Raw genomic sequence first — 25203 nt, 5'->3', positions numbered from 1 at the left:
CATAGGTGCATTATGGAAAAAATTAACCTATTACTTACAAGGAGCCTGCCTATGGATGCGTCCACTCAGTCACAACCGTTTTCCGCCGCGCTGGCTGATAATAATGATCTGCTGCATGCGATTTATTCGGATTGCAAAGATGTGATGTTCCGCGAATTCTTGATAGGGAATACCACGGAAGCATTTGTTGTATATATTGATGGATTGGCTAATGTAGAGCTGCTGGATCAGCATGTCATCAGGCCCTTGCTAGAGCTGCCGGCTGAGTCATCCGGCGACCTGACGTCGGGGCGGCTTGCTTCTATTCTGACGTTGTCTCTTATGCTGGAGCATGATCTGGTGGAGGAGGCGATCGAATGTTTAGGCAGAGGCTGCGGGCTGCTCGTCATTGATGGCATGAGCAAGGGGATGTCCATTGGCATTGCCAAGTGGGAGAAACGTTCCATTGAGGAGCCGGGAGCGGAAGCAGTCGTTCGTGGACCAAGGGAAGGGTTCACCGAGACCATAAGCGTCAACACGGCGATGATTCGCCGTAAAATCAAAACGCCTTCGCTCAAGATGGTTCCTTACTATCTCGGACGCCAAACCCGTACGGAAGTGCTCATCTCGTATATCGAAGGCATCGCCGAGCCGTCATTGATCGAAGAGGTACGAGAGCGTATCGAGAGGATCGATATTGACGGCATATTGGAGAGCGGTTATATCGAAGGATTAATTGAAGACAATCCGTTCTCGCCATTTCCGCAAATTCAAGTGACGGAGCGGCCGGATGTCGTGAGCGCATCCTTGCTCGAGGGGCGAGTCGCGATTCTCGTTGACGGAACACCGTTTGCGCTGATTGCTCCTGCAACACTGTTCACGATGCTGCAATCGCCGGAAGACTACTATCAGCGTTTCTTGATCGGTACGTTCATCCGTTGGCTGCGCTACCTATTCTTTATTATTACGCTCATCTTGCCGTCCCTCTACGTAGCGATTATGACGTTTCACCAAGAGATGGTTCCGACCTCGCTGCTGCTCAGCATCGCGAAATCCAGAGAGGATATTCCGTTCCCGGCGCTTGTGGAGGCTCTACTCATGGAGGTCTCATTCGAGGCGCTTCGCGAAGCCGGCGTACGCTTGCCAAGACAAGTCGGCGCTGCAGTCAGTATCGTAGGCGCGCTGGTCATCGGACAAGCAGCGACTTCGGCTGGACTGGTATCCGCACCAATGGTCATGGTGGTGGCCATCACCGGTATCGCCTCATTCATGATGCCCCAGTACAGCAGCGGTATCGCGATTCGGATGCTGCGTTTCCCGATTATGGTATTATCCGGCATGCTTGGTCTGCTTGGCCTCATGCTCGGTGTTATTGTGGTTGTCATCCATCTGTGTTCCCTGCGCTCTCTAGGAATTCCATATCTGCAGCCAATCGCGCCGATGAAAGGAAGCGAGATGAAGGATGTGCTTGTGCGTGCACCAATTTGGATGATGCGCAAGAGACCTTATCTGTCGAACAAGGCACCGAATAGTACAAGACAAGCAGCAGGACAGAAGCCGGGTCCGACCCAAGGGAATGAGTCGCCATGATGGAGAAAGGCCGAATTTCACCGCTGCAGCTTTCCTATATCATGCATCCGTATATTCTGGCGACGTTAGTCTTAAGCGCTCCGGCTATATCTATGGTCACAGCGGGCCGCGATATGTGGGCAACTCCGATTCTTGCGGGAGTATTCGCCTGCTTGATTGTCGTTCTGATGTACGCCTTGCATCTCAGGTACCCGAATGAAACCTTTATCGAATACATCGAATCGATCCTTGGGCGTTATCTGGGCAAGAGCTTGGCGCTGATCTATGTGGTATCGATTATTTATACGAACGCGATGGTGCTTCGCCAGTACGGCGAATTTATTGCCACAACGTTTCTCATTCAGACGCCGATGATCGTGATCGTCACTTGCATGATGATGGTTTGCGCATATGCCTTGTATATGGGGATAGAGGCATGGACTCGTGCAGCCCAGCTGCTCATTCCAATTGCGCTCGCCATTATCCTCGTGATGCTCATCATTATGACCCCGGATATGAGTTTGAAGGAAATGTACCCCATTATGGAGTACGGACCGTTTCCCTTGCTTAGAGGCTCGATTCTTCCGGCTTCGTGGTTCTCGCAGTACTTTATTATCTCGACGTTCCTGCCCTATGTGACTAAGAAGTCAGGAGAGAAGCTCAAATGGTCGTTGATCAGTGTGGCATCCGTCACGATTACGATGGTATTGATCAACCTTTCCATCCTGTTCATGTTCGGTAACTTAAGTAAAGCGTTCAACTATCCGTTTCTCGTAGCGGTTCGCTATATATCGTTATCGGACTTTCTGGAACATATCGAAGCGCTGCTGATGGCAACGTGGTTGATCGGAATTTTCATTAAGGTGACCGTTAATTTCTATGGCTCGGTCCTGTGGACCGCCCAGTGGCTGAAGCTGCCGAATTATCGGACGATTATTGCACCGATCGGGCTGCTGGTAATCCTAGTCAGCATTTGGTGTGCGCCTAACTATCAAATGCTGCGAGTTATCTTGAATTCCAGCGTGCCGGTATACACGTTTCTCATGCAATTGCTCGTTCCTGCTTTGCTGCTCCTAATCGCCATCCTTAAGAGGAGGAAAAGGCATGAAAGCTAAGTGGTGGTCTCGTTTATACCCTCAAGTTATGTGCGCAAGCTTGCTGCTTCTGCTTACCGGCTGTTGGGATCGGATCGAAATCAATGATCTTGCGCTGATTACGGGAGCGGCAATCGATAGGACAAACAGTAACGAAGTCGATTTGTCCTTGCAAATTTATGTCCCCAGAGCCGCTGGCGGAGGCGGAATGGGCATGGGAGATAAAGGCGGGAGCGGGAACTCCAACACATTCGTGCTGACATCGACAGGGGTGAATATTGCCGATGCCCTATCCCATATGCAGGACAAGCTGTCGAGGAAACTGTTTTGGGGACATGCCGAAGTCATCATATTCGGTGAGGGAGCGGCTAAACTTGGCATCCGTGACGACGTGGATTACCTCATGCGTGCACCGCAGCCAAGGGAGCGTGCCTATATTTATGTCTGTCGTAATAAGGCGAAGAGCGTGCTCGCTTTCCAGTCCACATTGGAGCGAGATACATCTGAGGTACTGCGGGAGCTCGCCAAGAGCAAAAGCATGATGAGTTTTACGCTGGCCGAGGTCTCCGAAATGCTGACGGAGAAGGCCGATGCCTTTGCGCTGCCATGGTTAAGGGAACTGAAGCCGCCTAACTCAGATAATATCGGTTCGGCACGCTATCAGAATGGAACGGCGATTTTCAAAAACGGCCATATGGTGGGGCTTGTTGACGAACAGACATCGAGAGGCATGCTATGGCTTCGCAATGAAATCGATTATGCGATCGTAACAGTAGTCCCTAAAGGAGAAGACGGGTCCATATCCGTACAGATGCTGAGAAGCAAAACCGAGCTCATTCCGCATATCAGGGATGGGAAATGGAGTATGACGGTACGTATTCATTCCGAGAACGATACGCTGCAGAATGCGACCAGTATCAATTTGGCTTCAAGTGAAGCAGGCGTTAGGAAGGTGGAACATGCGCTTGAGCAGGACATGAAGAAGCAGATCGGAAGTGCGCTTAGACGAATTCAATTGGGGATGCAGGCCGATGTATTTGACTTTGCAGGTGAATTCCACCGGGCTTATCCGCAAATATGGAAAAGAACCGAGAATGACTGGGATGAGCAGTTTCCGAAAGTAGAGGTTAAGATAGAGCCCGATGCCGTTTTGCTGCGTCCGGGATTATCTAATGTAAAGGCAAAATCTAGCGATTAGGAGCGAAGGCTATGACTTGGAAATCCATTCCCGCGTTATTGACATGCAGTTTAATCGTGAGCGTTCTACAGTGGTACTGGGTACGCAATGCTCCGAGGAAAGAGCGGATCGCTTATTTAGCCTTATTGGCGTTTGGCTTCGGGCTTGGCGTGCTGCTGTATGTTTATCCTCTCCTTCCTGGTCCTTCGGAGCTTCTGGAGCTGTGGTTTGGCCCGCTTGGCAGGATGCTGATCGGCAGCGGACAGGGACAATCATGAAAGAGATGCGAATCGGCGGCAAGCAGCTGTTCTGGTTGATCGCGACTATGCAAGCAGGCATGACCATATTGCTAACGATTAATCCGGCTCTTGTAACCGCCAAGCAGGATGCGTGGCTGTCGATGGTGTTTGCAAGCGTCTTTAGCGCGTTTATTGCTTTTGTATGCGCGCGGCTCAGTCAGCTGTATCCCGGGAAAACCTTCGTGGAGTATGTGCTGCTCATTGTCGGCAAATGGGCAGGTCATTTTCTTATTTTCCTGTACTTCATTTACTGGTACAGCGTTCTTGCGATCATCTTGCGCCAATATGCGGATTTTATTGCAGCTACGATATTGCCGAAAACGCCTATGATTGTTCCGATTCTCGGTATGCTCTTTGTTGCGATTTACGTAGCGAGTGCCGGAATTGAAGTCATTGCACGGTGCAGCGAGGTATTCGGGCCACCTATCCTCTTTGGCATCTTCTTGCCGCTCGTCTTGAGCTCCAAAGGCTTTGATTGGAATCATATCCTTCCTGTGTATAGCGATACAGGCATCAAAACGATCTTGATGGGCTCACTTCCGACGACGACCTTCTTAGGCGATTGCATCATTCTCATCATGCTGTTTGCCTTCGTTTCGAATCCGAAATCGGGCACGAAACCGGCCATGCTTGGCGTAGGGACGGCAGGCCTGCTGACGGCTATCTCGACCTTTCTGCTAGTGGCAGTCATCGGTTATGGCGCAGGAGCGGGGCTGACCTATCCATTCTTCAATTTAATCCGTTACATGACGTATTTTGATTTTCTTCAGAATCTAGACTCACTTGTCATCGCCATTTGGATCATAAGTGTGTTTATTAAAGTCTCGCTCTATTTCTTCGTCAGCACATATGGGACTGCCCAGTGGCTGGGGGTGAAGAAGTGGAAGCGGCTCATGTGGGGGGTAGCGCCTTTGGTCATGCTGCTTTCTCGTATTCCCAAAGATTTCATCGAGAGCTCAATCTATTTCCCGCAGAAAATCGCCATTCCTTATCTGCTTCCGATACATTGTGTAGGTGTGCCGCTTCTGCTGTGGGGCATTGCTAAGTTAAGGTTAAGGGGCCGCAGCGCCGAAGGCAGAAAATAACTATTGCGGACAGGGGAGCAAACAGGCGATACTTGTTCTATACAATCATAGACGGACGACTATATTCCCTCCCGCAGCCGCGTCAGAGGGAATTTTAATGTTTATGCAATGGAAGGGACATTTCGGAAATGGCAGGAACGATGGATTTTTTCGCTAGAAAGAAAGATGAGCTTGGCGTTGCGCTGAATGAGGTGCAGAAGCAGGCGGTTATGCACACCGAAGGTGCGCTGCTGCTGCTCGCTTCGCCCGGATCAGGGAAGACGACGACAATTATTATGCGAATCGGCTACTTAATCGAAGTGAAACGTGTCCATCCTTCGCGTATTAAGGCGGTTACGTTCAGTAAAGCCTCTGCGCAGGATATGAAGGACCGGTTTAGTCGGTTTTTCCCGGAGATGCCCTCCGGCAGCGTCGATTTCTCTACCATACATAGTCTCGCATTCGAAGTCATGCGGGAATATTTGCGCCGCACGCAAACTTCCTTTCAAATAATAGAAGGCGCAGTAGAGGTTGAAAACGAAGGAGAGACTGAGCAAACCGGCGGTTTCGATGACCATCATCCTCCCCTTCATAAGAAGCTGATCCTTCGGGATATTTACCGAAAGGTTCGGGGCGACAATATGACGGAAGAGCAGATGGAAGAGCTCACAACCTATATTAGTTTCATTAAGAACAAGCTGGTTCCCGAAGCGGAGTGGGCGAGCGTGAAATGCGATGTCCCGGATGCTGCACTGCTGCTCAAGGAATACGAGGCATTCAAGCGTACGCGAAGCGACAAGCTGCTCGTAGATTACGACGATATGCTTGTCATCGCGAACCGCGCGCTGGAGCAGAGCAATGAGCTCCTCTGGAAGTATCAGAACAAATTCGACTATGTGCTGACGGATGAAAGCCAGGACACTTCCTTGGTCCAGCATGCCATCGTCGAGAAGCTGGTACGCAGGCATGGCTGCTTGTGCGTCGTCGCCGATGACGATCAGAGCATCTATACCTGGCGGGCGGCGGAACCGCAATATTTGCTCGATTTTAAAGAGGTCTATCCGGACGCCGCGATTCTGAAAATGGAGCAGAACTACCGTTCCTCGCGCAACATCGTCAGCATCGCGAACCGGTTCATCAAACGTAACCGCAACCGTTATGATAAAGAGATGTTTACCCGCAATCCCAGCAACAGGCCGATTCAAATCAAGAGTTTGGCCGACTACAAGGTACAGGCTAAGTATGTCGGCGACAAGGTGGCGCTGATCGAGAATTTAAGCGAGACAGCCGTCTTGTATCGGAACAATTCATCGTCGATCTCGCTCATGAATGAGTTTGACCGCAGGGGCATTCCGTTCTATATGAAGGACGGCGATAACCGTTTCTTCTCCCACTGGATTCTGGAGGACATCCTGAATTTCATGCGAATGGCCTACACGGACAAGCGCCCGGACTTGCTGGAGAAGATTCATACGAAGCTGAACGGTTATATTACCAAAACGCAAATGGCGGCGCTTAGCCAAATTCAGAATAACGAATCCGTCTTCGACAATTTGATTCGATTCGTGCCGCTGCAGGACTACCAGCCGAAGCAGCTGCAGGATTGCAAAGATACGTTTGCTTCGTTGAAGGAGACAGCTCCCCAGTCGGCGATTCGTACGATCCGTTATAAGCTGGGGTACGAGAAAGCGCTGGAGAAAATGTGCGAGCGGCTCGGTTTCCGCAAAGAGAATCTGATCGGCATCCTCAATACGCTGGAGGATATTGCGGTGGGACTGGAGACGCTGGAGGATTTCGCGAATCGGCTCAAGTATCTGGAAGCGGTCATGAAGGCGTCCAAACGCAACAAGAACGCCAACGCCGTTACGTTCTCCACGCTGCACAGCGCCAAGGGCTTGGAGTTTGAGCGCGTATATATCATTGATCTGATCGACGGCATCCTGCCGTCTAACGATGATATGAAGAAAGTGGAAGGCGAAGTGTCGCCGGAAATGGAAGAAGCGGTTCGGCTGTTCTATGTCGGCATGACGCGGGCGAAGCAGCAGCTCGTACTGCTGAGTTATGGACAGCGAGACGGGGAAGAAGTGAAGGAATCCCAATTCGTGACGGCTGTTCGACATCTTCAGACGCCGCCGGGTGCAGCACAGACGGGGACAGCATCGGCGGAAATTGCGGCAACCTCTTCGGTTGGCGGGCAGAGGAAGTCTGCTGCCGGATCGCGCAAATCTGCGGGAACGGTGACGGTTACAAGCTCGGCGAAGTCGTTCGTACCGCCGAATCCGAATGCGCTGAAGAACGTTGCTTCGTTGCAGCCGGGTCAGCAGCTGAAGCACCGCGTGTTTGGCAATGGGAAGCTGATCTCGGTTGGGGCGGAATTTATCGAAATCCGATTTACGACCGGCGTCCGTAAATTGTCGGTTAAAGCTTGTCTCGAGATGGGGCTTCTTGAGCTGCACTAGTTGTCTTCTTTTTTGGACGGTCTCTGCATAAGCTAGCTTGGAGTGGAGATGTGGAAGACCGTCCACGAAGGAGGCCGTCGCATGCGCAAATGGGGAAGACGGGGCTGGCGAAGCAGCGGCAGGCGGCGCCGTTCGTCCGGAAAGCCTCGGAAGAAGATGAGCAGGCGCAAGCTGCTGATCTTTCTGATGCTGCTCTTTATTCTGTTCTTCGCGCAGACGTTTATCTTCATTGAACGCAACCTGCAAGGCCCGCTCATGACCGTCGCTACCGTGCGCGTGAAGCAGGTGGCGACGCAATCCATCAACAAAGCGATAACGGAACAGGTCGCCGGGAACTCCAATGCGGATAAGCTGATTGACTGGAAAACCAACGCCAGCGGCAAAATATCCGGCTTCATGCTCAACTATGCCGAGCATATGAGGATTACGTCCGAGACGATCGATACCGTGCAAACGACGCTGAACAAGATGGGCGATCTTCCGGAGCGGATTCCCCTTGGTCAAGCGCTGGGCAGCGCGATTATCGCTTCTTTCGGTCCGCGTATACCCGTGAAATTTGAGCCGATCGGAGCGGTGAAGGTCGATCTGAATACGCGGCAGAAGGATGCCGGGATCAATATGATTTTGGTTGAGGTTTACATGCACATCGTAGCGGAGGTTTCGATCATTATCCCGTTCGATACGAAGCCGGAGCTTGTGGAAACCGAAATTCCGATTTCGTATTTGCTCGTAGTCGGTGATGTACCGATGTACTATTACGATAACAAAGGCAATCCCGTCGGTGATTCGGCGCCTGGCGCTCCGAATATTTCACTGCCGATGGAGCAAGGCGGGGATGGTGTGTCCACCACGACGGAGACGCATGACGCTGAGGGGAATAGCGGCGGTAATGCTGATGTGCCGACGCTTGCGCCTGCAGACGAACCTTAAACAAAGAGCGCTAATCACGGCAAAAGGCCTGTGATTAGCGCTCTTTGTTTACTTTCTGCGTAACCTGCGCCGTTCTTCTCGCTCCCACTGCCGCAGCATTGGATAGGGATCGAACGACCACTCCACTAACCCTCTGTCGCGATATACCCCGTAATGCAGGTGCGGAGGGAACTTCCCTTGCGTTCCGGGCTTGCCATATCCGGAGCTGCCGACCCATCCTACAACTTGGCCGGGCTTTACGACGCTGCCAACGGCTAATGTCTTGTCATAGCCGGACAGATGCGCATAATAATGATAGTAATTATTGAGGTCGCGGATGCCAAGACGCCAGCCTCCATAAGGGTTCCAGCCCTTTACCTCAATAATGCCGTAGCAAGTGCTGCGAACCGGAACGCCATGATTGGCGAAGATATCCGTTCCTTCATGAATCCGGTAACCTCCCCAGCTGCGGCGGGTACCCCAAGTTCCCTTGTAGGAATAATTAGTTCCGACTGGGACGGGAAAGGCATGCTCGAACAAATCCAGCTTGCCATATGTTTCATACAGCCGCGCAAACTGGCGGATGCGTTGTACCGCCCTGGTATTGTGGTAATACTGCCACACACCAATGGAAAAATCATCCTCTTCTGTGCCAAATTGCATGAAATGATTGGCTACAGAATACAGTAAATCTGTGTCATTCGTGCGTATCGCACGCCCGTCTCCGTCCCCATCTACACCAAGTCCGCTGAACCACCGAATGGAGCCGGGCGACTCATCCGACATATCGGGATTGAGCACGCCGACCCAAGCACTCTCGGTCATAAAGATACCGATAAACTGGCCCAGCTGAGCCCTCGTCTTGGGCCGGGCTCTTGTCATGGTTCGCTCGTATTGGTCGACAGCGGCCAGACGGTACCAGGGAATACGGGTTACGATGCTAATTTCATCGTACAGCTCTCTTCTTTTGGCGAAAGCATCGTCTTTAGGCGCCGTGTCCTTCGCCTCTGCGTAAGCAGCGGTGCCTTGCAGAAGCCCTGCCATCACCACCATCACCAAGAATAGGCGTATTACAAATGATCTCAGATGTATCAGCCTCCACACGCGCCAACTAGCCAAACTTTCATTTTAGGTTTCGGTCGAATGTCTGAAATGGGTGCAATTGGTTTGAACTGCCCTGCTGTTATGATTTGCAAATCATTGGTTTTTATCCGAAACGTGCTATAATAAGACGCAGAGATTACAGAAAGCAGGTACACCTTCCATGAAGACAAAGCTCACCGAAAGAGCGCCGAAGCCGGATTGGCTTCGTATCAAATTAGCGACAGGCGGCAACTATGCCGAAATTAAAGAGATGATGCGCACCAAAACTTTGCATACTGTATGTGAAGAAGCGCGTTGTCCAAATATCTATGAATGCTGGGCGAATCGGACGGCTACGTTTATGATTCTTGGCGATATATGTACACGTGCATGCCGATTCTGTGCAGTGAAGACAGGCTTGCCGACCGAGCTCGATTTGCAAGAGCCGGAACGCGTAGCGGAAGCTGCTGAGCAGATGGGTTTGAAACATTGCGTCGTGACTTCGGTCGCTCGCGATGATCTGGCTGACGGCGGCGCGATGATTTTCGTCGAGACGATTAAAGCCATCCGCAAGAGACTGCCTCTATGCAGCGTAGAAGTGCTGATTCCGGATTTTATGGGCAATTGGGATGCACTGCAAGCGGTTATGGATGCGAATCCGGATATTCTTAACCACAATATCGAAACCGTTGCACGGCTTTCCAACCGCGTACGTGCGAAAGCGAAGTATGCACGTTCGATGGAGCTGCTGAAGCGAGCCAAAGAAATGAAGCCGAATATTCCCACGAAGTCCAGCATCATGCTTGGCGTCGGCGAGGAATGGGACGAAATCCTGCAGGCGATGGATGATCTGCGTGCGGTGGATTGCAACATATTGACCCTGGGCCAATACTTGCAGCCTTCACCGAACCACTTGCCGATTGAGCGATATGTGCATCCAGACGAATTCGCGAAGCTTAAAGAAGAAGGACTTAAACGCGGCTTTAGCCATGTGGAATCGGCACCGCTCGTACGCAGCTCGTATCACGCGCATGAGCAAGTGAAATCCGCAGCACAGGCCGAGCCTGCATCCCTGTGAGAAGGAGTGAGAAGCAGACTTGATCCATATCAGCGGCAGAACCTACGAATTAATACATGAGAACAGAAACGGCTGGAATTTCGAAGCCTTTCGAGAACGATTCAGTGAAGTACTGGAACGATACGATTACGTAATCGGTGATTGGGGATATAATCAGCTTCGGCTCAAGGGATTCTTTCGTGATCATCATCCGAAGGTGACGCGCGAGAGCGCGTTCTCCTCGATGACGGATTATATTAATGAGTATTGCAATTTTGGATGCGCCTACTTCGTGCTGGAGAAACAGCCGGGTGGTGCGAAATCCGGTGAAGACGGCGATCTGACCGAAGATCAAGATGGCGAAACCTATGAAACGGCTGATGGCGTGGAAGCTTATGTAACCGCCTCCCGTGCCGTCGCTGCCGGTCAAGCCGCTGATGCTCCGGTCTCGGAGCATCAGCAGGTGAAGTTCATGCCGCGGCATGAGCGGGATCAACGCAGAGAGCAGCAGCGCAACAGCAACCGTAAGGATGCGGCGAAGGATCCGGAGAAGGAAACGCCTCGCGAGGGACGTAAGCCTTTCAATAAGGACCGTGAGCATGGCGGCAAGCAGGCTGCTCGGAATAATCAGCATGAACGTCCTGAGCGCGGCGAGCGCCAAGAACGGGGCGAGCGTCAAGAACGCGGAGAACGCAGCGAGCGCGGTGAACGCGGCGATCGTGGAGAGCGCAACAATGAGCGCCCTGATCGCGGCGGCGAGCAGCGTTCAGAGCGTAATGAACGTCCGGATCGGCCGGAACGGAATCGCAACAAACGCCCTCATTTTAACCAGAAGGCTCCCGTTGCGGCCGCATCGGAGAACCCTTCCCATCCGCCCCAAGGGCGTGGCGGCAAGGAACAGAGCCCTAAACATTAAATCAAAGGCCAGTCTCAAAAGTAGTTACTTTTGAGAACTGGCCTTTTTTGTTGTGGCTGGAAAACTTGCTCCCAGCTATAAATACTGCACGTTATACAACCGGGCGTAAGCTCCTCCGTTACGCATCAGCTCCTCATGGCGGCCTTGCTCTACGATCTGGCCATGCTCGATGACGACGATGAGATCAGCATGCGTGATCGTTGAGAGTCGGTGCGCAACGACAAGCGTTGTACGGTTCTGCGAGAGCTCCGCGAGCGACTCCTGGATGGCGTGCTCAGATTCCAGGTCAAGCGCCGAGGTTGCCTCATCCAGCACGAGGATGGCGGGATCCTTCAGGAATACGCGGGCAATCGCGATTCGCTGCTTCTGCCCTCCTGAGAGCTTAACGCCGCGTTCGCCGATTTCCGTGTCATAGCCTTTGGGCAGCGACATGATGAACTCATGGGCGTTGGCTCTTTTGGCTGCATCGTAAATCTGCTCTTCCGTGCTCTCCGGATTGCCCAGCAGAATATTCTCGCGAGCAGATCCGCTGAACAAGATGTTATCCTGCAGCACCATCCCGATCTGTGATCGAAGGCTATGCTGCGTCACACTGCGAATGGGCTGGCCGTTAATTGTAATTTCGCCCTCTTGCGTATCGTAGAAGCGTGCCAGCAAGCTGACTAACGAAGATTTACCGCCGCCGCTCATGCCGACTAAAGCGACGGTGTGACCTCTTGGAATGTGCAAGTTGATATGGCGCAGCACCCAGTCCGATTCCTTCTGATAGCGGAACGATACATTGCGGAACTCAATATCTCCCTGCACGCTGCGAAGCGGGGCAGCGTCCGGCGCATCTGTGATTTCAGCCTGCTCGCCGAGCAGCTCCATTACACGCTCCAGCGATGCGGATGCTTGAGTGAGCTCGGTAGACGAGTTGACAAGCCGGCGAAGCGGCGCGTACAACCGATCAAGGTAGCCATAGAAGGCGACAAACTCGCCTAACGTAAGCGAGCCTTGCACAACCAAATAACCGCCGCAGGCAAGCACCAGCAGCGGTGCGATTTCGGTCAGCGTATTAATGATGGATTGCGTGAGCGCATTCCAACGCGTTAAGGCGAAAGCGCGTTCCAGAAAGGTCTGGTTCCGATTGCCGAATTGCTGCTGTTCATACGACTCCAAGGTAAAGCTCTTCACTACGGGAATACCGTTCACATGCTCATTGAGATACCCCTGCATCTCAGCCATCGCTTGCGATCTCGAACGGGAGTAGCCTCGCAGCCGTTTATACAGCTTCTTCACCGCATAGCCGTAGAAAGGCAGAATCGCAATAGCTACAAAGGTCAGCATGACATTCATGTTGAACATGATGATGAGTGCAATGACGAGCGTGAACATATCCAGCCAGATGTTCATGAGTCCTGTCTCTACGAGCGACTTGGTCTGCTCGGCGTCGTTCATCATCCGCGATATAATCTCGCCGGATTTGCGGTTCTGGTAGAACCGAATGGACAACCGCTGCAGGTGAGCGTAGAGCTTGTTGCGCAAGTCAAAAAGCACGCGGCTCGTTGTCAGCTGCGCGAAATATTGACGGTAATATTCGACTGGATATCGGACCACGACGAAGAGCAAGAAGGCGAGCCCTACCGCCTTAAACAGCTTTGCGGTTTTGTCTTCAACCGAGAGTGCAGCAAGCAGCACATCGTCGACGACATATTTGAGAAATAAGGGAAGGGTCAGCGGAATCGCGAACTTAATGATGCCAATCGCCAGCGTAATCGCAATCAGCCAGCGATAAGGTTTAACAATTTGCAGATAGGCGCGAAAATGGTTCATCTATTTCACATCGTAACCAAGAAACGCTTCGCGCACTCGGTTCCAGAACGGGAATGGACGGTAGCGTGCGAAGCTAACCTTGCGTGTAGCCACGCTGCACCGAATGGAGTGAATATCGTCCCGTTTAATGGTAAGCTGATCAACTGTCAGCTGCAGACGCTGATCCTTGCGTGGAATGATGTCGCAGTGATGGTGCTGTGGCAGGACAATAGAAGAACCCAGCGTACGGTAGACCCGGTTGTTGATCGATGCAATTTCGGCCAGCTGGAGCGATTCGATCGAGGGATGGATGATCGCGCCGCCAAGGCTTTTGTTATACGCCGTACTGCCCGATGGCGTGGAGACGACAATGCCGTCGCCGCGGAACATTTCAAACATTTCATCATTGACGTTAATTTGAGCGACTAACATATTGTCGAGGCCCTTAAGAGTAAATTCGTTCAACGCCGTATGCGTCACTTTGCCTGCGTCTGTGTCCAGCTCGATCTGGGCAAGCGGGTAACGTACGATGCGAGGCTCACTTTCCGCCATCATGCGGACCAGCTCTTCCAATTCGTCGGCTTTCCAATCGGCGAAGAATCCTAGATGACCGGTATGTACGCCGATAAAAGCGAGGTCATCGATTCTGTCGACATAGGTGTGGAATGCCTTCAAGAGCGTGCCGTCGCCGCCGATGGAGATCACCATCTCAGGACTCTCATCATTACGTATTAATCCTCGTGCTGCTGCAAGCTCATGAAAACGAGTGACAAGCTCTTTCGATAACTTATCTCCTCGATCAATTACGACATAATTCAAATCCAGGCGCCCCTTCCGCGCAGTTAATACTTGAATCATAGCGGATATCAGTGGCGAATTCAATGTCAAAGCGCCGGACCGAGCGCACCCCAAAGCAGATAGATTAAGCAGGAGGCAATACAGCCATGTACGAACCGAGCAATCAGAAAAGGCTTATAGCGCAGATCCGTATGACTGAGCAGACTGGCGATTTGGGCATGGACGGACAAGCCGCCCCAAGAGAGGATGAATGCGGCAATTGCCGCTTGATGGACGAGACCGCTGCTGACTGCCGCACCTGCAGAGCGCGCGCCGAGCGTAACCTCGAAGATGCCGTTTACTACGGCGTCTGAGAGGGCAGGCGGAACATGAATCAGGCTGAGCAAGGACTGAATGCCTTGTGCTAAAACCTGAATACCTCCAGCTTGCCGCAACAGCTCCATGATGACAGAGAACACCACGACGAGACCGCCGACTACGATCATGAGCCGCAGCGCAGCTTGTATGGCGTCTTGAAGGAGAACGCCGAATTTGCGTCCATCCATTAAACGCGCGAAGTGCATGGCGTGTATAGCCTCGGAGAGACGGCTTTTTCTCTTCCCGTTTGTGCTGCTCTTGCCTCCCGTGCTGCCTGCTGCTGCGGGTAGAGTTGCCTCTGCCTTACGATCATGAAATCGCATCAGCAGTCCGATGATGAGACCGCCGCCATAATGGGCTGCGGCCAGAACAGGCGCGAGCGCAACATTGTGGAAGAAGCCGACGGAAACCGCGCCGATGAGGAAAATGGGGTCCGAGGTTGTCGTGAACGCTACGAGCCGCTCGCCCTCCGAGCGATTAATAAGCTTTTGTTCCCAGAGCTGGGCCGTAAGTCTTGCCCCTACAGGATAACCGGATGCATACCCCATCGTCACGACGAAACCGCCTATACCGGGTATACGGAAGAGCGGCCGCATGAGCGGATCCAATATTTTGCCGAAGAAATGGACGATGCCTAGTCCAAGCAGCAGCTCTGAAATGACGAAGAAGGGGAACAGAGCCGGAAATAGCACTTCCCACCAGATGGAGAGCCCCCGAATGGAAGCGGAGAGCGCCTCGGCGGGAAAGCCGATCATCAGCAGAACGAACAGAACCGCTGACCAAGCCGGTATGATGGACGGACGAAGTAAATAGCGAACGACATGCACGCAGAGGCCCTCCTTGAAAATCGTAAAATGCCTACTATTACTGCTATATGTGAGAGAGAGGACAAACATCACTTGTCCGAAAAAATGCTTTTAACTAGGGCTGTAATGGGGGTGTAAAAGAGCTGTAATCTGGCTGTAATATGGGGAAAAAATGTTTAGAAAACGCTTGCAAAACAATATGTTATTTTTATTCTGGGTATGCTACAATTGTCTTACATCAATCGAACGCCTTGAGGTGATGACTATGAGTATAATTGCTGGCATCCTCGTCTGCGCATTCATCTACGTCATCCGCGAGTCCCTGATGGCTCCCGGAGAAGAGGATTACGAAAGCTGAATTATCCCGACTCTTATTCGTACCAACACCTATTGCCGTAATGCCCTCTTCCTAGAGGGCATTTTTTTGTGTGCCTATAGATTCATGTTTTATGTTAAAATAATTAAGGAAAGTGCTACAAAAGACCTACAAAACGGAGTGAGTAATGACGATGAATAACTATAACACTATATATGAGGCTGTCGGAGGAGTAGCCGGTATTAAAGGCATCGTAGAATCCTTCTATTCTAAGGTTCAGAAGAACCCATTGATTGGGCCTTTATTCCCACCGAACATACAACCTGTCATGGAGAAACAGACGATGTTTCTGACGCAGTTCTTCGGCGGCCCTTCCCTGTACTCTGATGAATATGGACATCCCATGATGCGGGCAAGACATTTGCCGTTTCCTATAACACCTGAACGTGCGGAGGCTTGGCTTGGTTGCATGCGGGAAGCCCTTGCTGAAACGGACTTGCCTGCAGAGCTGCAGGAAGCAATGCTTGACCGTTTATCGGGACCGGCGCATCACTTTGTTAATCAACAACCATAACAATAGGGAGACGTGACGAAATGGATCCACTCTATTTAACTTCAATTACCTGCATTTGCTGTGAGTCCACCTATAAGACGTCACGTGTGCGCCCAAGCTTTAAGAAACCTTCCGGTCGGGATACCGATTTCTGTTCGCATTACAAGACGGATTGCAACCCTGATTTCTACGTGGTACGTGTATGCCCGAGATGCGGATTCTCTTCTACGGAGAACGGCAAGACGTCAATGACAGCAGCCCAGAAAAGCCTCTATCAAGAGATGCTGGGAGGCCGCTGGAGTTATCGCGATTACGGCGGCACGCGTACGAGGGAGCAGGCGCTGGAATGCTACAAGCTTGCGCTTCTCTGTTCAGGCATTATTGACGAGAAGGAGCGCGTCATAGCGGGTATCCTTCATCATATTGCATGGCTGTATCGGTATGAGAATAAGAAGGAACAGGAGCTGCGGTTCCTCCGCTTCGCACTGGATGCTTACGTAGCCGTATTCGAAACAGAGAGCGGTTCGCTCAATAATGCGAAGCTGATGTATTTGATGGGGGAGCTGAATCGACGGATCGGCGAGCCGAATGCCGCGGTGAAATGGTTCTCGCGTGTCGTTAATGACAAGCGGATTGAGGATGCTTCCATGATCCGGGCATGCCGCGATCAATGGCAGCTGCTTCGCGAGCAGCAGCAATTCGGAGACAATTTCGAGGATGAGCCCGCCGCTATGAACGCGTAGGGATAATAATAAAAAGCCGCCTGAGCCTTTGCTCGGACGGCTTTTTTGCGTACATGGAAGCGGAATTAGGCGTGGCGAAGCGTCGTATCCGTAAGGAGATAGTCCTGGTCTGCATCGATCACCGTTACCCGGCTATGGCAGCATGGGAAGACGAGAAGTCTTTTCTTGCCTGTGCGAATATCGCCAAGCTCCTTAGGTCTGATTGGCAGCAGGACATTGTCTTTCTTGCAGAACGGGCAGCTCGGCACATATACGTCTTTCATGATAATGTCATAAGGCCAGGCACGTTCAAAAGGAATCACGGCGTGGAAGCTCCTTTATCCTCATTGTCGCTTGCGGCATTCTTCGCGAGCTCGGCGATCTTCTGCAGCAAAATATGTTTTGGCATATGCATCAAATGCTCCAGCGGAACATTCAATTCCTTCGCCAGCTTAACCGCGGTTTCCGCTGAGAGCTGTAACGGTTGAGACATCGTAAACACTCCTTATCGTTGGGGCTTGTCTGCATAGGCAGCGCCCAGATTTGCATGGGATGGAAAAAGGGACATGGATAACGGTATAATTCAGTTATACACTGCGACGATAGAATTCGCAACGCGCAGACAAGAGGAGGCTCTTATGCAGTCCATATTGCCGACAACATGGAATTTAGAAAATATCTATGCGGGAGGTTCCGGATCTGCCGCATTTCTTCAGGAATTAAGCGGCATGGAGCACGATATTGATGTCCTGACACGTGAGCTGTCCGCGGCATCTGCAAGCGGTACGCCGGCTTCACCGGATCAGCTGTCAGGATGGACGGAGGCGGTTCAGTCGATTTTGCTTCGGCTTCGTCAATCGGATTCCTTCGTAGGATGCTTGCAAGCGCAGCAAATGAAAGATTCGGCGGCAAACGGGCTTAATGATCGGGTCAAAACCTTATCGGCCAAGTTCAACGGGGCACTCACTAACTTTGATGAGCTGCTGCTGCGGACAGACGAGGAGAGCTGGGGGAATTGGCTTCGTTCAGCTGAGGCTTTACCGGTTGCATTCGTGCTGAATGAGCGGCGTGAAGCCGTTAAGGAGAAGCTGCCGCCTAAAGAAGAAGCGTTGGCAGCGGAGCTGGCGGTTGACGGCTATCACGGCTGGGGAGATTTCTATAACACGATCGTTTCGCGTATTCGATTCGAAGTCACCGAGAACGATGGGACTGTGAAGCAGCTCTCTGCAGGACAAATGCACAATAGGCTTAGTCATAGTGATCGCAGCGTGCGAGAGGCTGCTTTCGCGGAGTGGGAGCGCGAGTGGTCGGAGCAGGGGGATCTGTGCGCGGATACGATTAACCGCATCTCCGGCTTCCGGTTGAAGCTGTATGAGAAGCGCGGCTGGGTTACGGCGCTTAAGGAGCCGCTTGCGATTAATCGGATGAGCGAGGCTACGCTGAATGCGATGTGGTCTGCCGTAACCGAAGGGAAGCCGCGGCTTGTCCGCTACATGGAGCGCAAGGCAAAGCTGCTAGGCCTCTCGCAGCTGGACTGGCATGATGTCAGCGCGCCGCTTGGCTCAGCGAGCAAGACAGTACCGTATAGCGACGCAGCGGCGTTCATTACGGAGCAGTTCCGTGCGTTCAGTCCGGATCTGGCTACGTTTACGGAGATGGCATTCCGCGAAGCGTGGATCGAAGCGGAGGATCGCCCCGGTAAACGTCCGGGCGGATTCTGTACGTCGTTTCCTAAGAGTGAGGAAACACGGATTTTCATGACCTATTCCGGTACGCCGTCGAATATCTCGACGCTAGCTCATGAGCTTGGGCATGCGTATCATCAGCATGTTATGAATGATTTGCCGCCGCTGGCACAGGAGTATGCGAGCAACGTGGCCGAAACAGCGTCTACTTTTGCCGAAATGCTCGTGTCTGATTCCGCGCTGAAGGCTGCGGTTAGCCGGGAAGAGAAGCTGGCCTTGCTCGATGATAAGCTGAATAATGCGGTTTCATATTTTATGGATATTCATTCTCGGTTCTTGTTTGAGAAGAGTTTCTATGAGCAGCGAAAGCAGGGTATGCTGACCCAAGAAGACCTGTGCAAGCTCATGGAGGAGGCGCAGAAGGAAGGGTTCAGCGGCGCGCTTGGCAAGCTGCATCCGCATTTCTGGGCATCGAAATTGCATTTCTATTTGACGGACGTACCGTTCTACAACTTCCCGTATACATTTGGATATTTGTTCAGCTGCGGTATCTATGCGCAAGCGAAGAAAGAAGGCGAGACTTTTGCGGACCGCTATGTCGCATTGCTTCGCGATACCGGATTGATGAGGGTCGAGGATTTGGCGCAGAAGCATCTTGGCGTACGCTTGGACGAGCCGGACTTCTGGCGTGAAGCGGTTAAGCTTGCTTTAGAAGACGTTGAAGAGTTTCTTGCTCTGACAGAAGAAGCGTAAGATTGTGAGACGACTCAGGGATAAAACCTGACATAATGTGGAATAATGATTCATAGAGAACGGTGCGGCCTTATGGGGACGGCGCCGTTTTTCTGTCACTGGAATCTGGATTTGGATTTGTCCGCTTATGGAAGGAGTTCGAGGAGTATGCAAGTAGAGCAGACGTTTGTGATGGTAAAGCCGGATGGAGTGAAGAGAGGGCTAATTGGCCCTATTATTACACGCTTTGAGCAAAAAGGCTTCGAGCTGGCCGCGATATCGCTTCGCACTATTGACCGAAAGCTGGCCGAGACGCATTACGGGGAGCTGAAGTCAAAGCCATTCTTCGGTGAATTGGTCGATTATTTGACGTCCGGGCCGGTGTGCGCCATGATCTGGCAAGGACCTCATGCGGTTGAGAATGCGCGTGCAATCATCGGCAAGACGAATCCGGTGGAAGCTGGGCCGGGGACGATTCGAGGCGACTTCGGCATGGATATTTCGGGTAATATTGTGCATGGATCGGATTCTGACGCAAGTGCTGCGCGTGAAATCGGGCTGTTCTTTGATCGCGAGCATGCTGTGCAGCCTCCGGCTCAATTATTTGGCAGAACGGCTGTGGCACGAGATGAGCATTCCATTCATTAACGGCACATGGAGTGCAATTACAAAGAAAGCCCTCACGTATCTCGATTAGAGAGAACGGAGGGCTTTCGTTATTGTGTGTTTGTTTGATGAGTGGGAATGAATTAGAACGATTCGTTGATAACCAAGCTGCTAAGCGGCAAACGAGGAGTCGGACGACCCGGTGCAGCTGCCTCACCGATTGCAATCATCATAACCGGGATGTAACGTGCAGGGATGTTCAAAGCTTCAACTAGCTTCGCTTTGTCAAAACCGCCCATTGGAACCGTGTCATAACCTTTCGATTTAGCTGCGAGCATTAGCTGCATAGCGCCAAGACCTGCATTCTTGTTAGCTTCGTCGCGTGCAACTTGCTCGAACGAATAAGCGCCTTCGATTTGACTAACCATATTGTCACGGATTTCTTGTGTCACATGGCCTGCTGCAAGCATGCCGTCAAAGATTTCGCGGCCGGTAATTTGCGCTTGCAAGTCGCCAAGAATAACGATAACAGCGGAAGCGTCGGATACTTGTTGTTGACCGTAAGCGATCGGAAGAATAAGATCTTTCTGTGCTTGGTCTTGGATAACGAGGAAACGCCATTGCTGAAGGTTCCAAGAAGATGGTGCGGTTGCTGCCAGTTCAAGAATTTCGTTCAATGTTGTTTCTGGAATAACTACATCTCTTTTGTATTGACGTACGGATGTACGCTCGCGCATCACTTGCTCGGCGGATGGTGCTGCTACAGTATTGTTTTGGGTCATTTTAGGTATCTCCCTCTCCAAATGGAATGAATGTAAAAATAAGTAACTAACTTTACCCATCTTACTTACAATATTATAAGTCACTTACAAAAGATAAGCAACTACATAATTCAGGAATTCGAAAAGCGAAATTGCTCTAAATGCAGGTTGACTCCACAATGAAAAATGTGGTAAATTATGGTCAAATCAATTGTACAAGGACGCTACGGAAGCACCGTAACGCGCAGATGATCTGCGTTGTTATGGTGCTTTTTTGCGTCCTTTTTTTCTTTATTAGGATGCCAAGAGGAGTGTGGAATTGATCCGTATGAGCAAACGAAACCTTATTGTTGCTGTACAAGAATCGAGTTATATCGAGCGACTTGGCGACTACCTGCGTCAGAGCTCCTTCGGAACGGGCTGGCAGTTAACGGCCTTCACGAATCCGGCAGCACTTCGCAGTTACATGCGCGGAGGATATGCCGTCGATCTGCTCGTCGCAGAACCAAGCTTATTGGATGAGCTGGGAGAGCTGGCTGAGAGCGTGTTAGCCGCTGCTCTTGTAGGGCAGATTGGACGTTCAGGGCATAAGCACCAAGTGCTGCAGTATCAGCCATTGCCGCAGCTCCTGCAGTCGTTCGCGGCCCTATATGCCTCTTCGGAGCAGCGTCCGGTAAAGCTGATGGGTGAGGGGAATACCGAATCCGATGCTGGGTCTGAAGCCGGGGCAAGCATCATCTCGGTGTATTCCCCTGCCGGTGGAATCGGTAAGACCACGCTTGCGCTTCAGCTTGCGAGGCAGGCAGCCGCCTGCGGTGCTCGGGTCTTTTATTTGAATTTGGAACAGTGGAATGCCGCACCGCTCTGGGACAGCAGGGATGGCCGAGAGGATCTTTCGAATTTGTTGTACACGCTGCAAGCGGCCCCTGATAAAGCGGTTGCCCAAATTATCGCGCTGCGCAAGCGGCATCCTTGGCTCGGCATCGATTTTATCGTGCCTTGCGAGAATGCGGAAGAACGACTGTCTCTTACGGCTGAGCATGCGAAGAGTCTGCTGGGCGCCATTAAGGGGACGGGGGAATACGACAAGATTGTGGTGGACTTGGACAGTCGATTGGATGCCGTACACTTCGGAGTGTTTCAAGCAAGCCGCCATGTGCTCTGGCTCTTGAATAACGACCCGAGCAGCTTGCGTAAGACCGAGTTAGCCATGCAATATGGCGAGCAGAAGCATGGTGCTTCCTTTGCGGAGTTGAAACCGAAATTTCAATTTATTCAGCTGAAACGAATTGGCAGTCCAGAAGCGGAATGGCATAGCGGAAGAATGGCATCACTGTCGATTACAGCTTCTGTTCCATTCGTGAAGGAATGGGCTGCTTGCGGACAGCAGGGCGGGGCTGGGTGCTTCGATGCTCCGCAGTATCGCGGTGCGATCGAAACGCTGCTAGGCAAGCTTGGCGAGCTGAAGCCGGGAGGTGATGACCGTGACGCCTTTGAACGAAGAAACAATCCAGCTGCTCAAAGAGCGAATTCGCAACCAGCTTGAGCTGGGGAGCGCCATGTCGGATGAAGATTTCAGCTCGCGGATTGAAGGGGAGGTTTTTCGGTGGAGCTTGGATCATCCCATTACGGCAGGTGAGAAAATCCAGCTGGTTCGAAGATTGTTTCATTCTTTCCGAGGCTTGGATTTGATACAGCCGCTTATGGATGACCCGGCCATTACGGAGATTATGATCAACTCCCATAAGGAGATGTTCGTGGAACGCGCGGGTCAATTGTCGAGGCTTTCAATGGCTTTTGAAAGTAAGGAACGGCTGGAGGATTTGATTCAATCTGTAGTTGCAGGTGTTAACCGCGTAGTGAATGAATCTACGCCCATTGTGGATGCCAGGCTGAAGGACGGCTCGAGGGTGCATATCGTATTGCCGCCGGTTGCTCTGAAAGGACCAACGATGACGATCCGGAAGTTTCCTGAGCGTCCGCTGCTGATGGATGATCTGATCGCGTGTGAGGCGCTCACTTCCGAGGCCGCGTCCATGCTGAGCAAGCTGGTGAAGGCCAAATACAATATCTTCATTAGCGGAGGGACAGGCTCGGGCAAAACCACCTTCCTTAATGCTCTTACTCAGTTCATACCGGAGGACGAACGCATCGTAACCATTGAAGATGCAGCCGAGCTGCAAATTCGTTCCGTTCCCAATTTAGTATCGCTGGAGACGCGTAACGCGAACACGGAAGGGAAAGGCGCCATTTCCATGCGAGAGCTGATTCGAGCTTCGCTGCGAATGAGGCCGAATCGTATCGTTGTAGGCGAGGTGCGGGGCGGCGAAGCAATCGATATGCTGGCTGCAATGAATACCGGACATGATGGCAGCTTATCCACCGGACATAGCAACAGCGCTCGGGATATGATTGCCCGATTGGAAACGATGGTGCTGAGCGGTGCGGATTTGCCGATCGCCGTCATCAGGCAGCAAATTAGTTCGGCAATCGATATTATCGTGCATTTATCCCGCTTGCGTGATCGTTCGAGGCGCGTAATTGAAATATCCGAGGTCATCGGAGTTCAGGACGGTGAGGTTGTACTGCAATCCCTTTACCGGTTCCAAGAGGATGGTGAACGTGAAGGTCGTGTGTCCGGCGTATTACGGCGTTGCGAGAATATGAAGTTGTACCGGACGTGGAAGCTGCAGATGGCGGGAATAGAAGAAGCTGGAGTCTTGGAAGGTGAAGGTGTTTGAAGAGAATGAAGAGCACGCAAACGAATTGGATGCTTTGGCTTGGATGGACGAGTGCAGCGTCTGCAGTAGGACCAGGCGGCGCAGAGGGGCTTCCTTGTTACGGAGAGTATCGTTTATCCGGTCGGCAATTCAAGGCAGCAGTGGTTGTTGGAGGGGTTATGGTCTTTGCTGCTTCGTTCTTGTTTTATCGTTCTGTTATGGCTGCGCTTGTGCTGTCATTAGCTGGGATTATCGCTCCTCGTATCCATAGGCGATCCTTGCTGGAACAGCGGCGAATGCGGCTGGCCATTCAATTTAAAGAAGCGCTCTATTCAATCGCATCTTCACTTGCCGCAGGACGCTCTGTAGAGAATGCCTTCGTAACCGCGCTTGAGGATCTTAGACTGCTCTACCCGAATCCGAAGACTGAGATTCTAGTCGAATTTGAAATTTTATCAGCGAGATTGGGTTACGGGGAAACGCTTGAACAGGGGCTGATCGATTTGAGCCAACGTGCCCAGATCGATGATATATCGCAGTTCACCGATGTCTTTACAACCTGTAAACGATCCGGAGGTGATTTGGTTGAAGTGATCAGACGAACCTCACAGATGATTGGCGAGAAGCTGGATGTGCAGCAGGACATCGCGGTCATGGTAGCGCAGAAGCGGTTGGAATCACGCATTATGATGGCGGTTCCGTTTGTTTTCCTAACCTTCCTCAGCCTGACAGCGCCGGACTATATGGCACCTTTATACAGCGGGATTGGCTACGTCATACTGACAGCGGCGCTTCTTCTTCTCGGACTTTGTTTTATGCTGATGACGAGAATTATGAATATCCGCATGTAATTGTTGAAGGGGGGTTGCAGCTTGCTGCCGGCCATTATTATAGGGTCTTTATTGACTGCCTTATGGAGTTGGGCTTTGCTGCGATGCAGGCGGCATGACAAGAGAAGTCGGCTGAGCACGGCAGAACGATTAGTGGCATCCCCCATTCGTTATTTGCTGGAGCAGAGCGGATTGCTGAACCGAATTCAGCCCTTTCTTGCGAGCTTGCATGGAAGGCTGTTCATTCTTAACGGGCGGAGCTGGACGGTAGATGCAACAGACGGCTTTGTCGCCATGTCCATCGGTACAGGATACGCGGCAGCATGTGCGGGAGCATGGCTTAGTGTACTCAGCAAGGAGCAGACGCTGCTGTATATAGGCATGCTGCTTGGTATCCTTCTGCCTGCAGCGAAATGGCGGGATACCGCCACTAAAGTGGAGCGCCGCAAGCAGGATATTTTACTGCTGCTGCCCGAGGTGATCAGCAAGCTGATGTTATTGCTTGGAGCGGGAGAGACGCTGCAGCGCGCATTAGTGCGTGCCGGTGAACGAAAGGATGAGAAGGGCGGAACTCCGCTGTTCATCGAGCTTCGCAAAGTAAACGAAGCCGTGCGTAATGGCGAATCCTTCGCAGCGGCAATGGAGACGCTGAGCCGGCGATGCGGTGTGCAGGAGGTGTCGCTTTTTACGACGACATTGCTGCTGAATTATCGCCGAGGCGGCGATCAGCTTGTCCTTTCTTTGAAGGAGCTCTCTTATTCCTTATGGGAGAAACGTAAAGCTGTAGCTCGTGCCAGAGGTGAAGAAGCTTCCTCGAAGCTTGTTTTTCCTCTAGTCGGTATCTTTATGGTGCTTATGGTGCTTGTTGCCTCACCTGCGATCTTAATGATGCGCGGTTAACTACTACTAATAGAGGA

The 25203-nt window shown here is 51.8% G+C and carries 24 protein-coding genes; 17 read left to right on the top strand and 7 right to left on the bottom strand.

Features of this window, described 5'->3' with window-relative positions; genetic code table 11:
• Nucleotides 1–51 precede the first annotated feature (51 nt).
• The 7 genes from BLW29_RS06820 (at nt 52) to yunB (ending at nt 8571) form a co-directional block, all read left to right on the top strand.
• On the top strand, nt 52–1569 hold the full coding sequence (locus BLW29_RS06820; protein WP_256208412.1) for a spore germination protein: 1518 nt from the start codon (nt 52–54) through the stop codon (nt 1567–1569).
• Nucleotides 1566–2663, top strand: a complete 1098-nt coding sequence (locus BLW29_RS06815; RefSeq protein ID WP_090977588.1) for a GerAB/ArcD/ProY family transporter — start codon at nt 1566–1568, stop codon at nt 2661–2663. Before BLW29_RS06820 ends, BLW29_RS06815 begins: the two co-directional genes overlap by 4 nt.
• Nucleotides 2653–3840, top strand: coding sequence for a Ger(x)C family spore germination protein (locus BLW29_RS06810; RefSeq protein WP_090977586.1), 1188 nt, complete (start codon nt 2653–2655; stop codon nt 3838–3840). Before BLW29_RS06815 ends, BLW29_RS06810 begins: the two co-directional genes overlap by 11 nt.
• Nucleotides 3841–3851: 11 nt before the next feature.
• Nucleotides 3852–4097 carry a hypothetical protein gene (locus BLW29_RS31350; RefSeq protein WP_177186510.1) on the top strand — a complete coding sequence of 82 codons (246 nt, stop codon included), beginning with the start codon at nt 3852–3854 and terminating at the stop codon, nt 4095–4097.
• Complete coding sequence (locus tag BLW29_RS06805; protein WP_177186509.1) at nt 4094–5203, top strand: GerAB/ArcD/ProY family transporter; 1110 nt, start codon at nt 4094–4096, stop codon at nt 5201–5203. Before BLW29_RS31350 ends, BLW29_RS06805 begins: the two co-directional genes overlap by 4 nt.
• 128 nt (nt 5204–5331) lie before the next feature.
• A complete protein-coding gene (locus BLW29_RS06800) occupies nt 5332–7641 on the top strand; it encodes an ATP-dependent helicase (protein ID WP_090977582.1) in 2310 nt (769 codons plus the stop codon).
• Between the two features lie 81 nt (nt 7642–7722).
• Nucleotides 7723–8571, top strand: coding sequence for a sporulation protein YunB (yunB, locus tag BLW29_RS06795; RefSeq protein ID WP_090977580.1), 849 nt, complete (start codon nt 7723–7725; stop codon nt 8569–8571).
• A 48-nt stretch (nt 8572–8619) separates the two neighbouring features.
• Here the strand turns inward: yunB and BLW29_RS06790 are convergent, their stop codons facing one another.
• Nucleotides 8620–9594: a M23 family metallopeptidase gene (locus BLW29_RS06790; RefSeq protein ID WP_256208411.1), complete on the bottom strand. Its 975-nt coding sequence runs from the start codon at nt 9592–9594 to the stop codon at nt 8620–8622.
• Nucleotides 9595–9814: 220 nt separating this feature from the next.
• Here BLW29_RS06790 and lipA point away from each other — a divergent pair, with 220 nt between their 5' ends.
• Together lipA and BLW29_RS06780 are read left to right on the top strand one after the other, a co-directional pair.
• On the top strand, nt 9815–10711 hold the full coding sequence (lipA, locus tag BLW29_RS06785; RefSeq protein WP_090977576.1) for a lipoyl synthase: 897 nt from the start codon (nt 9815–9817) through the stop codon (nt 10709–10711).
• 19 nt (nt 10712–10730) lie between these two features.
• Nucleotides 10731–11606, top strand: a complete 876-nt coding sequence (locus BLW29_RS06780) for a YutD family protein (RefSeq protein WP_090977574.1) — start codon at nt 10731–10733, stop codon at nt 11604–11606.
• Between the two features lie 75 nt (nt 11607–11681).
• Here the strand turns inward: BLW29_RS06780 and BLW29_RS06775 are convergent, their stop codons facing one another.
• From BLW29_RS06775 to ylbJ, 3 genes are all read right to left on the bottom strand, one after another.
• A complete protein-coding gene (locus tag BLW29_RS06775) occupies nt 11682–13421 on the bottom strand; it encodes an ABC transporter ATP-binding protein (RefSeq protein ID WP_090977572.1) in 1740 nt (579 codons plus the stop codon).
• On the bottom strand, nt 13422–14219 hold the full coding sequence (locus tag BLW29_RS06770) for an NAD kinase (protein ID WP_090977570.1): 798 nt from the start codon (nt 14217–14219) through the stop codon (nt 13422–13424).
• 65 nt (nt 14220–14284) lie between these two features.
• Entirely contained in the window at nt 14285–15382 is a 1098-nt protein-coding gene (gene ylbJ / locus BLW29_RS06765) for a sporulation integral membrane protein YlbJ (protein WP_256208410.1), read from the bottom strand.
• Between the two features lie 488 nt (nt 15383–15870).
• On the opposite strand from ylbJ, the gene BLW29_RS06760 reads away from it, so the two are divergent.
• Both BLW29_RS06760 and BLW29_RS06755 read left to right on the top strand, forming a co-directional pair.
• Nucleotides 15871–16251: a globin domain-containing protein gene (locus BLW29_RS06760; protein WP_090977813.1), complete on the top strand. Its 381-nt coding sequence runs from the start codon at nt 15871–15873 to the stop codon at nt 16249–16251.
• Nucleotides 16252–16271: 20 nt separating this feature from the next.
• A complete protein-coding gene (locus BLW29_RS06755) occupies nt 16272–16973 on the top strand; it encodes a DUF2225 domain-containing protein (RefSeq protein WP_090977566.1) in 702 nt (233 codons plus the stop codon).
• Between the two features lie 65 nt (nt 16974–17038).
• Here BLW29_RS06755 and BLW29_RS06750 read toward each other — a convergent pair whose 3' ends face one another.
• Together BLW29_RS06750 and BLW29_RS06745 are read right to left on the bottom strand one after the other, a co-directional pair.
• A complete protein-coding gene (locus tag BLW29_RS06750) occupies nt 17039–17275 on the bottom strand; it encodes a hypothetical protein (protein ID WP_090977563.1) in 237 nt (78 codons plus the stop codon).
• Entirely contained in the window at nt 17272–17445 is a 174-nt protein-coding gene (locus BLW29_RS06745; RefSeq protein WP_090977559.1) for a YycC family protein, read from the bottom strand. The genes BLW29_RS06750 and BLW29_RS06745 overlap by 4 nt, the downstream gene beginning before the upstream one ends.
• Before the next feature lie 145 nt (nt 17446–17590).
• On the opposite strand from BLW29_RS06745, the gene BLW29_RS06740 reads away from it, so the two are divergent.
• Nucleotides 17591–19390: a M3 family oligoendopeptidase gene (locus BLW29_RS06740; protein ID WP_090977557.1), complete on the top strand. Its 1800-nt coding sequence runs from the start codon at nt 17591–17593 to the stop codon at nt 19388–19390.
• Nucleotides 19391–19537: 147 nt separating this feature from the next.
• Nucleotides 19538–20017, top strand: coding sequence for a nucleoside-diphosphate kinase (gene ndk / locus BLW29_RS06735; RefSeq protein WP_090977555.1), 480 nt, complete (start codon nt 19538–19540; stop codon nt 20015–20017).
• A gap of 101 nt (nt 20018–20118) precedes the next feature.
• Here the strand turns inward: ndk and BLW29_RS06730 are convergent, their stop codons facing one another.
• A complete protein-coding gene (locus BLW29_RS06730; protein WP_090977553.1) occupies nt 20119–20757 on the bottom strand; it encodes a nitroreductase family protein in 639 nt (212 codons plus the stop codon).
• A 307-nt stretch (nt 20758–21064) separates the two neighbouring features.
• On the opposite strand from BLW29_RS06730, the gene BLW29_RS06725 reads away from it, so the two are divergent.
• The 4 genes from BLW29_RS06725 to BLW29_RS06710 are packed head-to-tail and all read left to right on the top strand — an operon-like array spanning nt 21065 to nt 25186.
• Nucleotides 21065–22282: a P-loop NTPase family protein gene (locus tag BLW29_RS06725; protein ID WP_143044359.1), complete on the top strand. Its 1218-nt coding sequence runs from the start codon at nt 21065–21067 to the stop codon at nt 22280–22282.
• Nucleotides 22230–23477, top strand: coding sequence for a TadA family conjugal transfer-associated ATPase (locus BLW29_RS06720; protein ID WP_090977812.1), 1248 nt, complete (start codon nt 22230–22232; stop codon nt 23475–23477). The genes BLW29_RS06725 and BLW29_RS06720 overlap by 53 nt, the downstream gene beginning before the upstream one ends.
• Before the next feature lie 5 nt (nt 23478–23482).
• Nucleotides 23483–24307 (top strand): type II secretion system F family protein, encoded by an 825-nt coding sequence (locus tag BLW29_RS06715; protein WP_256208433.1) that lies wholly within the window; start codon nt 23483–23485, stop codon nt 24305–24307.
• A 21-nt stretch (nt 24308–24328) separates the two neighbouring features.
• Nucleotides 24329–25186 (top strand): type II secretion system F family protein, encoded by an 858-nt coding sequence (locus BLW29_RS06710; protein WP_090977549.1) that lies wholly within the window; start codon nt 24329–24331, stop codon nt 25184–25186.
• Nucleotides 25187–25203 lie beyond the last annotated feature (17 nt).

It is taken from the genome of Paenibacillus sp. CF384 (genome assembly GCF_900106745.1).
Lineage (GTDB): Bacteria > Bacillota > Bacilli > Paenibacillales > Paenibacillaceae > Paenibacillus_Z.
The sequence above is the reverse complement of the archived record's forward strand: the minus strand, read 5'-3'. Positions and strand labels throughout refer to the sequence as shown.

What these genes read in the sequence shown, in the direction of transcription:
- BLW29_RS06740 (WP_090977557.1), top strand. Translation starts at nt 17,591, where the DNA reads ATGCAGTCCATATTGCCGACAACATGGAATTTAGAAAATATCTATGCG.
- BLW29_RS06800 (WP_090977582.1), top strand. Translation starts at nt 5,332, where the DNA reads ATGGCAGGAACGATGGATTTTTTCGCTAGAAAGAAAGATGAGCTTGGC.
- BLW29_RS06755 (WP_090977566.1), top strand. Translation starts at nt 16,272, where the DNA reads ATGGATCCACTCTATTTAACTTCAATTACCTGCATTTGCTGTGAGTCC.
- BLW29_RS06820 (WP_256208412.1), top strand. Translation starts at nt 52, where the DNA reads ATGGATGCGTCCACTCAGTCACAACCGTTTTCCGCCGCGCTGGCTGAT.
- BLW29_RS06725 (WP_143044359.1), top strand. Translation starts at nt 21,065, where the DNA reads ATGAGCAAACGAAACCTTATTGTTGCTGTACAAGAATCGAGTTATATC.
- BLW29_RS06730 (WP_090977553.1), bottom strand. Translation starts at nt 20,757, where the DNA reads ATGACCCAAAACAATACTGTAGCAGCACCATCCGCCGAGCAAGTGATG.
- BLW29_RS06745 (WP_090977559.1), bottom strand. Translation starts at nt 17,445, where the DNA reads ATGTCTCAACCGTTACAGCTCTCAGCGGAAACCGCGGTTAAGCTGGCG.
- lipA (WP_090977576.1), top strand. Translation starts at nt 9,815, where the DNA reads ATGAAGACAAAGCTCACCGAAAGAGCGCCGAAGCCGGATTGGCTTCGT.
- BLW29_RS06775 (WP_090977572.1), bottom strand. Translation starts at nt 13,421, where the DNA reads ATGAACCATTTTCGCGCCTATCTGCAAATTGTTAAACCTTATCGCTGG.
- BLW29_RS06815 (WP_090977588.1), top strand. Translation starts at nt 1,566, where the DNA reads ATGATGGAGAAAGGCCGAATTTCACCGCTGCAGCTTTCCTATATCATG.
- BLW29_RS06715 (WP_256208433.1), top strand. Translation starts at nt 23,483, where the DNA reads ATGAAGAGCACGCAAACGAATTGGATGCTTTGGCTTGGATGGACGAGT.
- yunB (WP_090977580.1), top strand. Translation starts at nt 7,723, where the DNA reads ATGCGCAAATGGGGAAGACGGGGCTGGCGAAGCAGCGGCAGGCGGCGC.
- ndk (WP_090977555.1), top strand. Translation starts at nt 19,538, where the DNA reads ATGCAAGTAGAGCAGACGTTTGTGATGGTAAAGCCGGATGGAGTGAAG.
- BLW29_RS06760 (WP_090977813.1), top strand. Translation starts at nt 15,871, where the DNA reads ATGAATAACTATAACACTATATATGAGGCTGTCGGAGGAGTAGCCGGT.
- BLW29_RS06805 (WP_177186509.1), top strand. Translation starts at nt 4,094, where the DNA reads ATGAAAGAGATGCGAATCGGCGGCAAGCAGCTGTTCTGGTTGATCGCG.
- BLW29_RS06790 (WP_256208411.1), bottom strand. Translation starts at nt 9,594, where the DNA reads ATGGCAGGGCTTCTGCAAGGCACCGCTGCTTACGCAGAGGCGAAGGAC.
- BLW29_RS06810 (WP_090977586.1), top strand. Translation starts at nt 2,653, where the DNA reads ATGAAAGCTAAGTGGTGGTCTCGTTTATACCCTCAAGTTATGTGCGCA.
- BLW29_RS31350 (WP_177186510.1), top strand. Translation starts at nt 3,852, where the DNA reads ATGACTTGGAAATCCATTCCCGCGTTATTGACATGCAGTTTAATCGTG.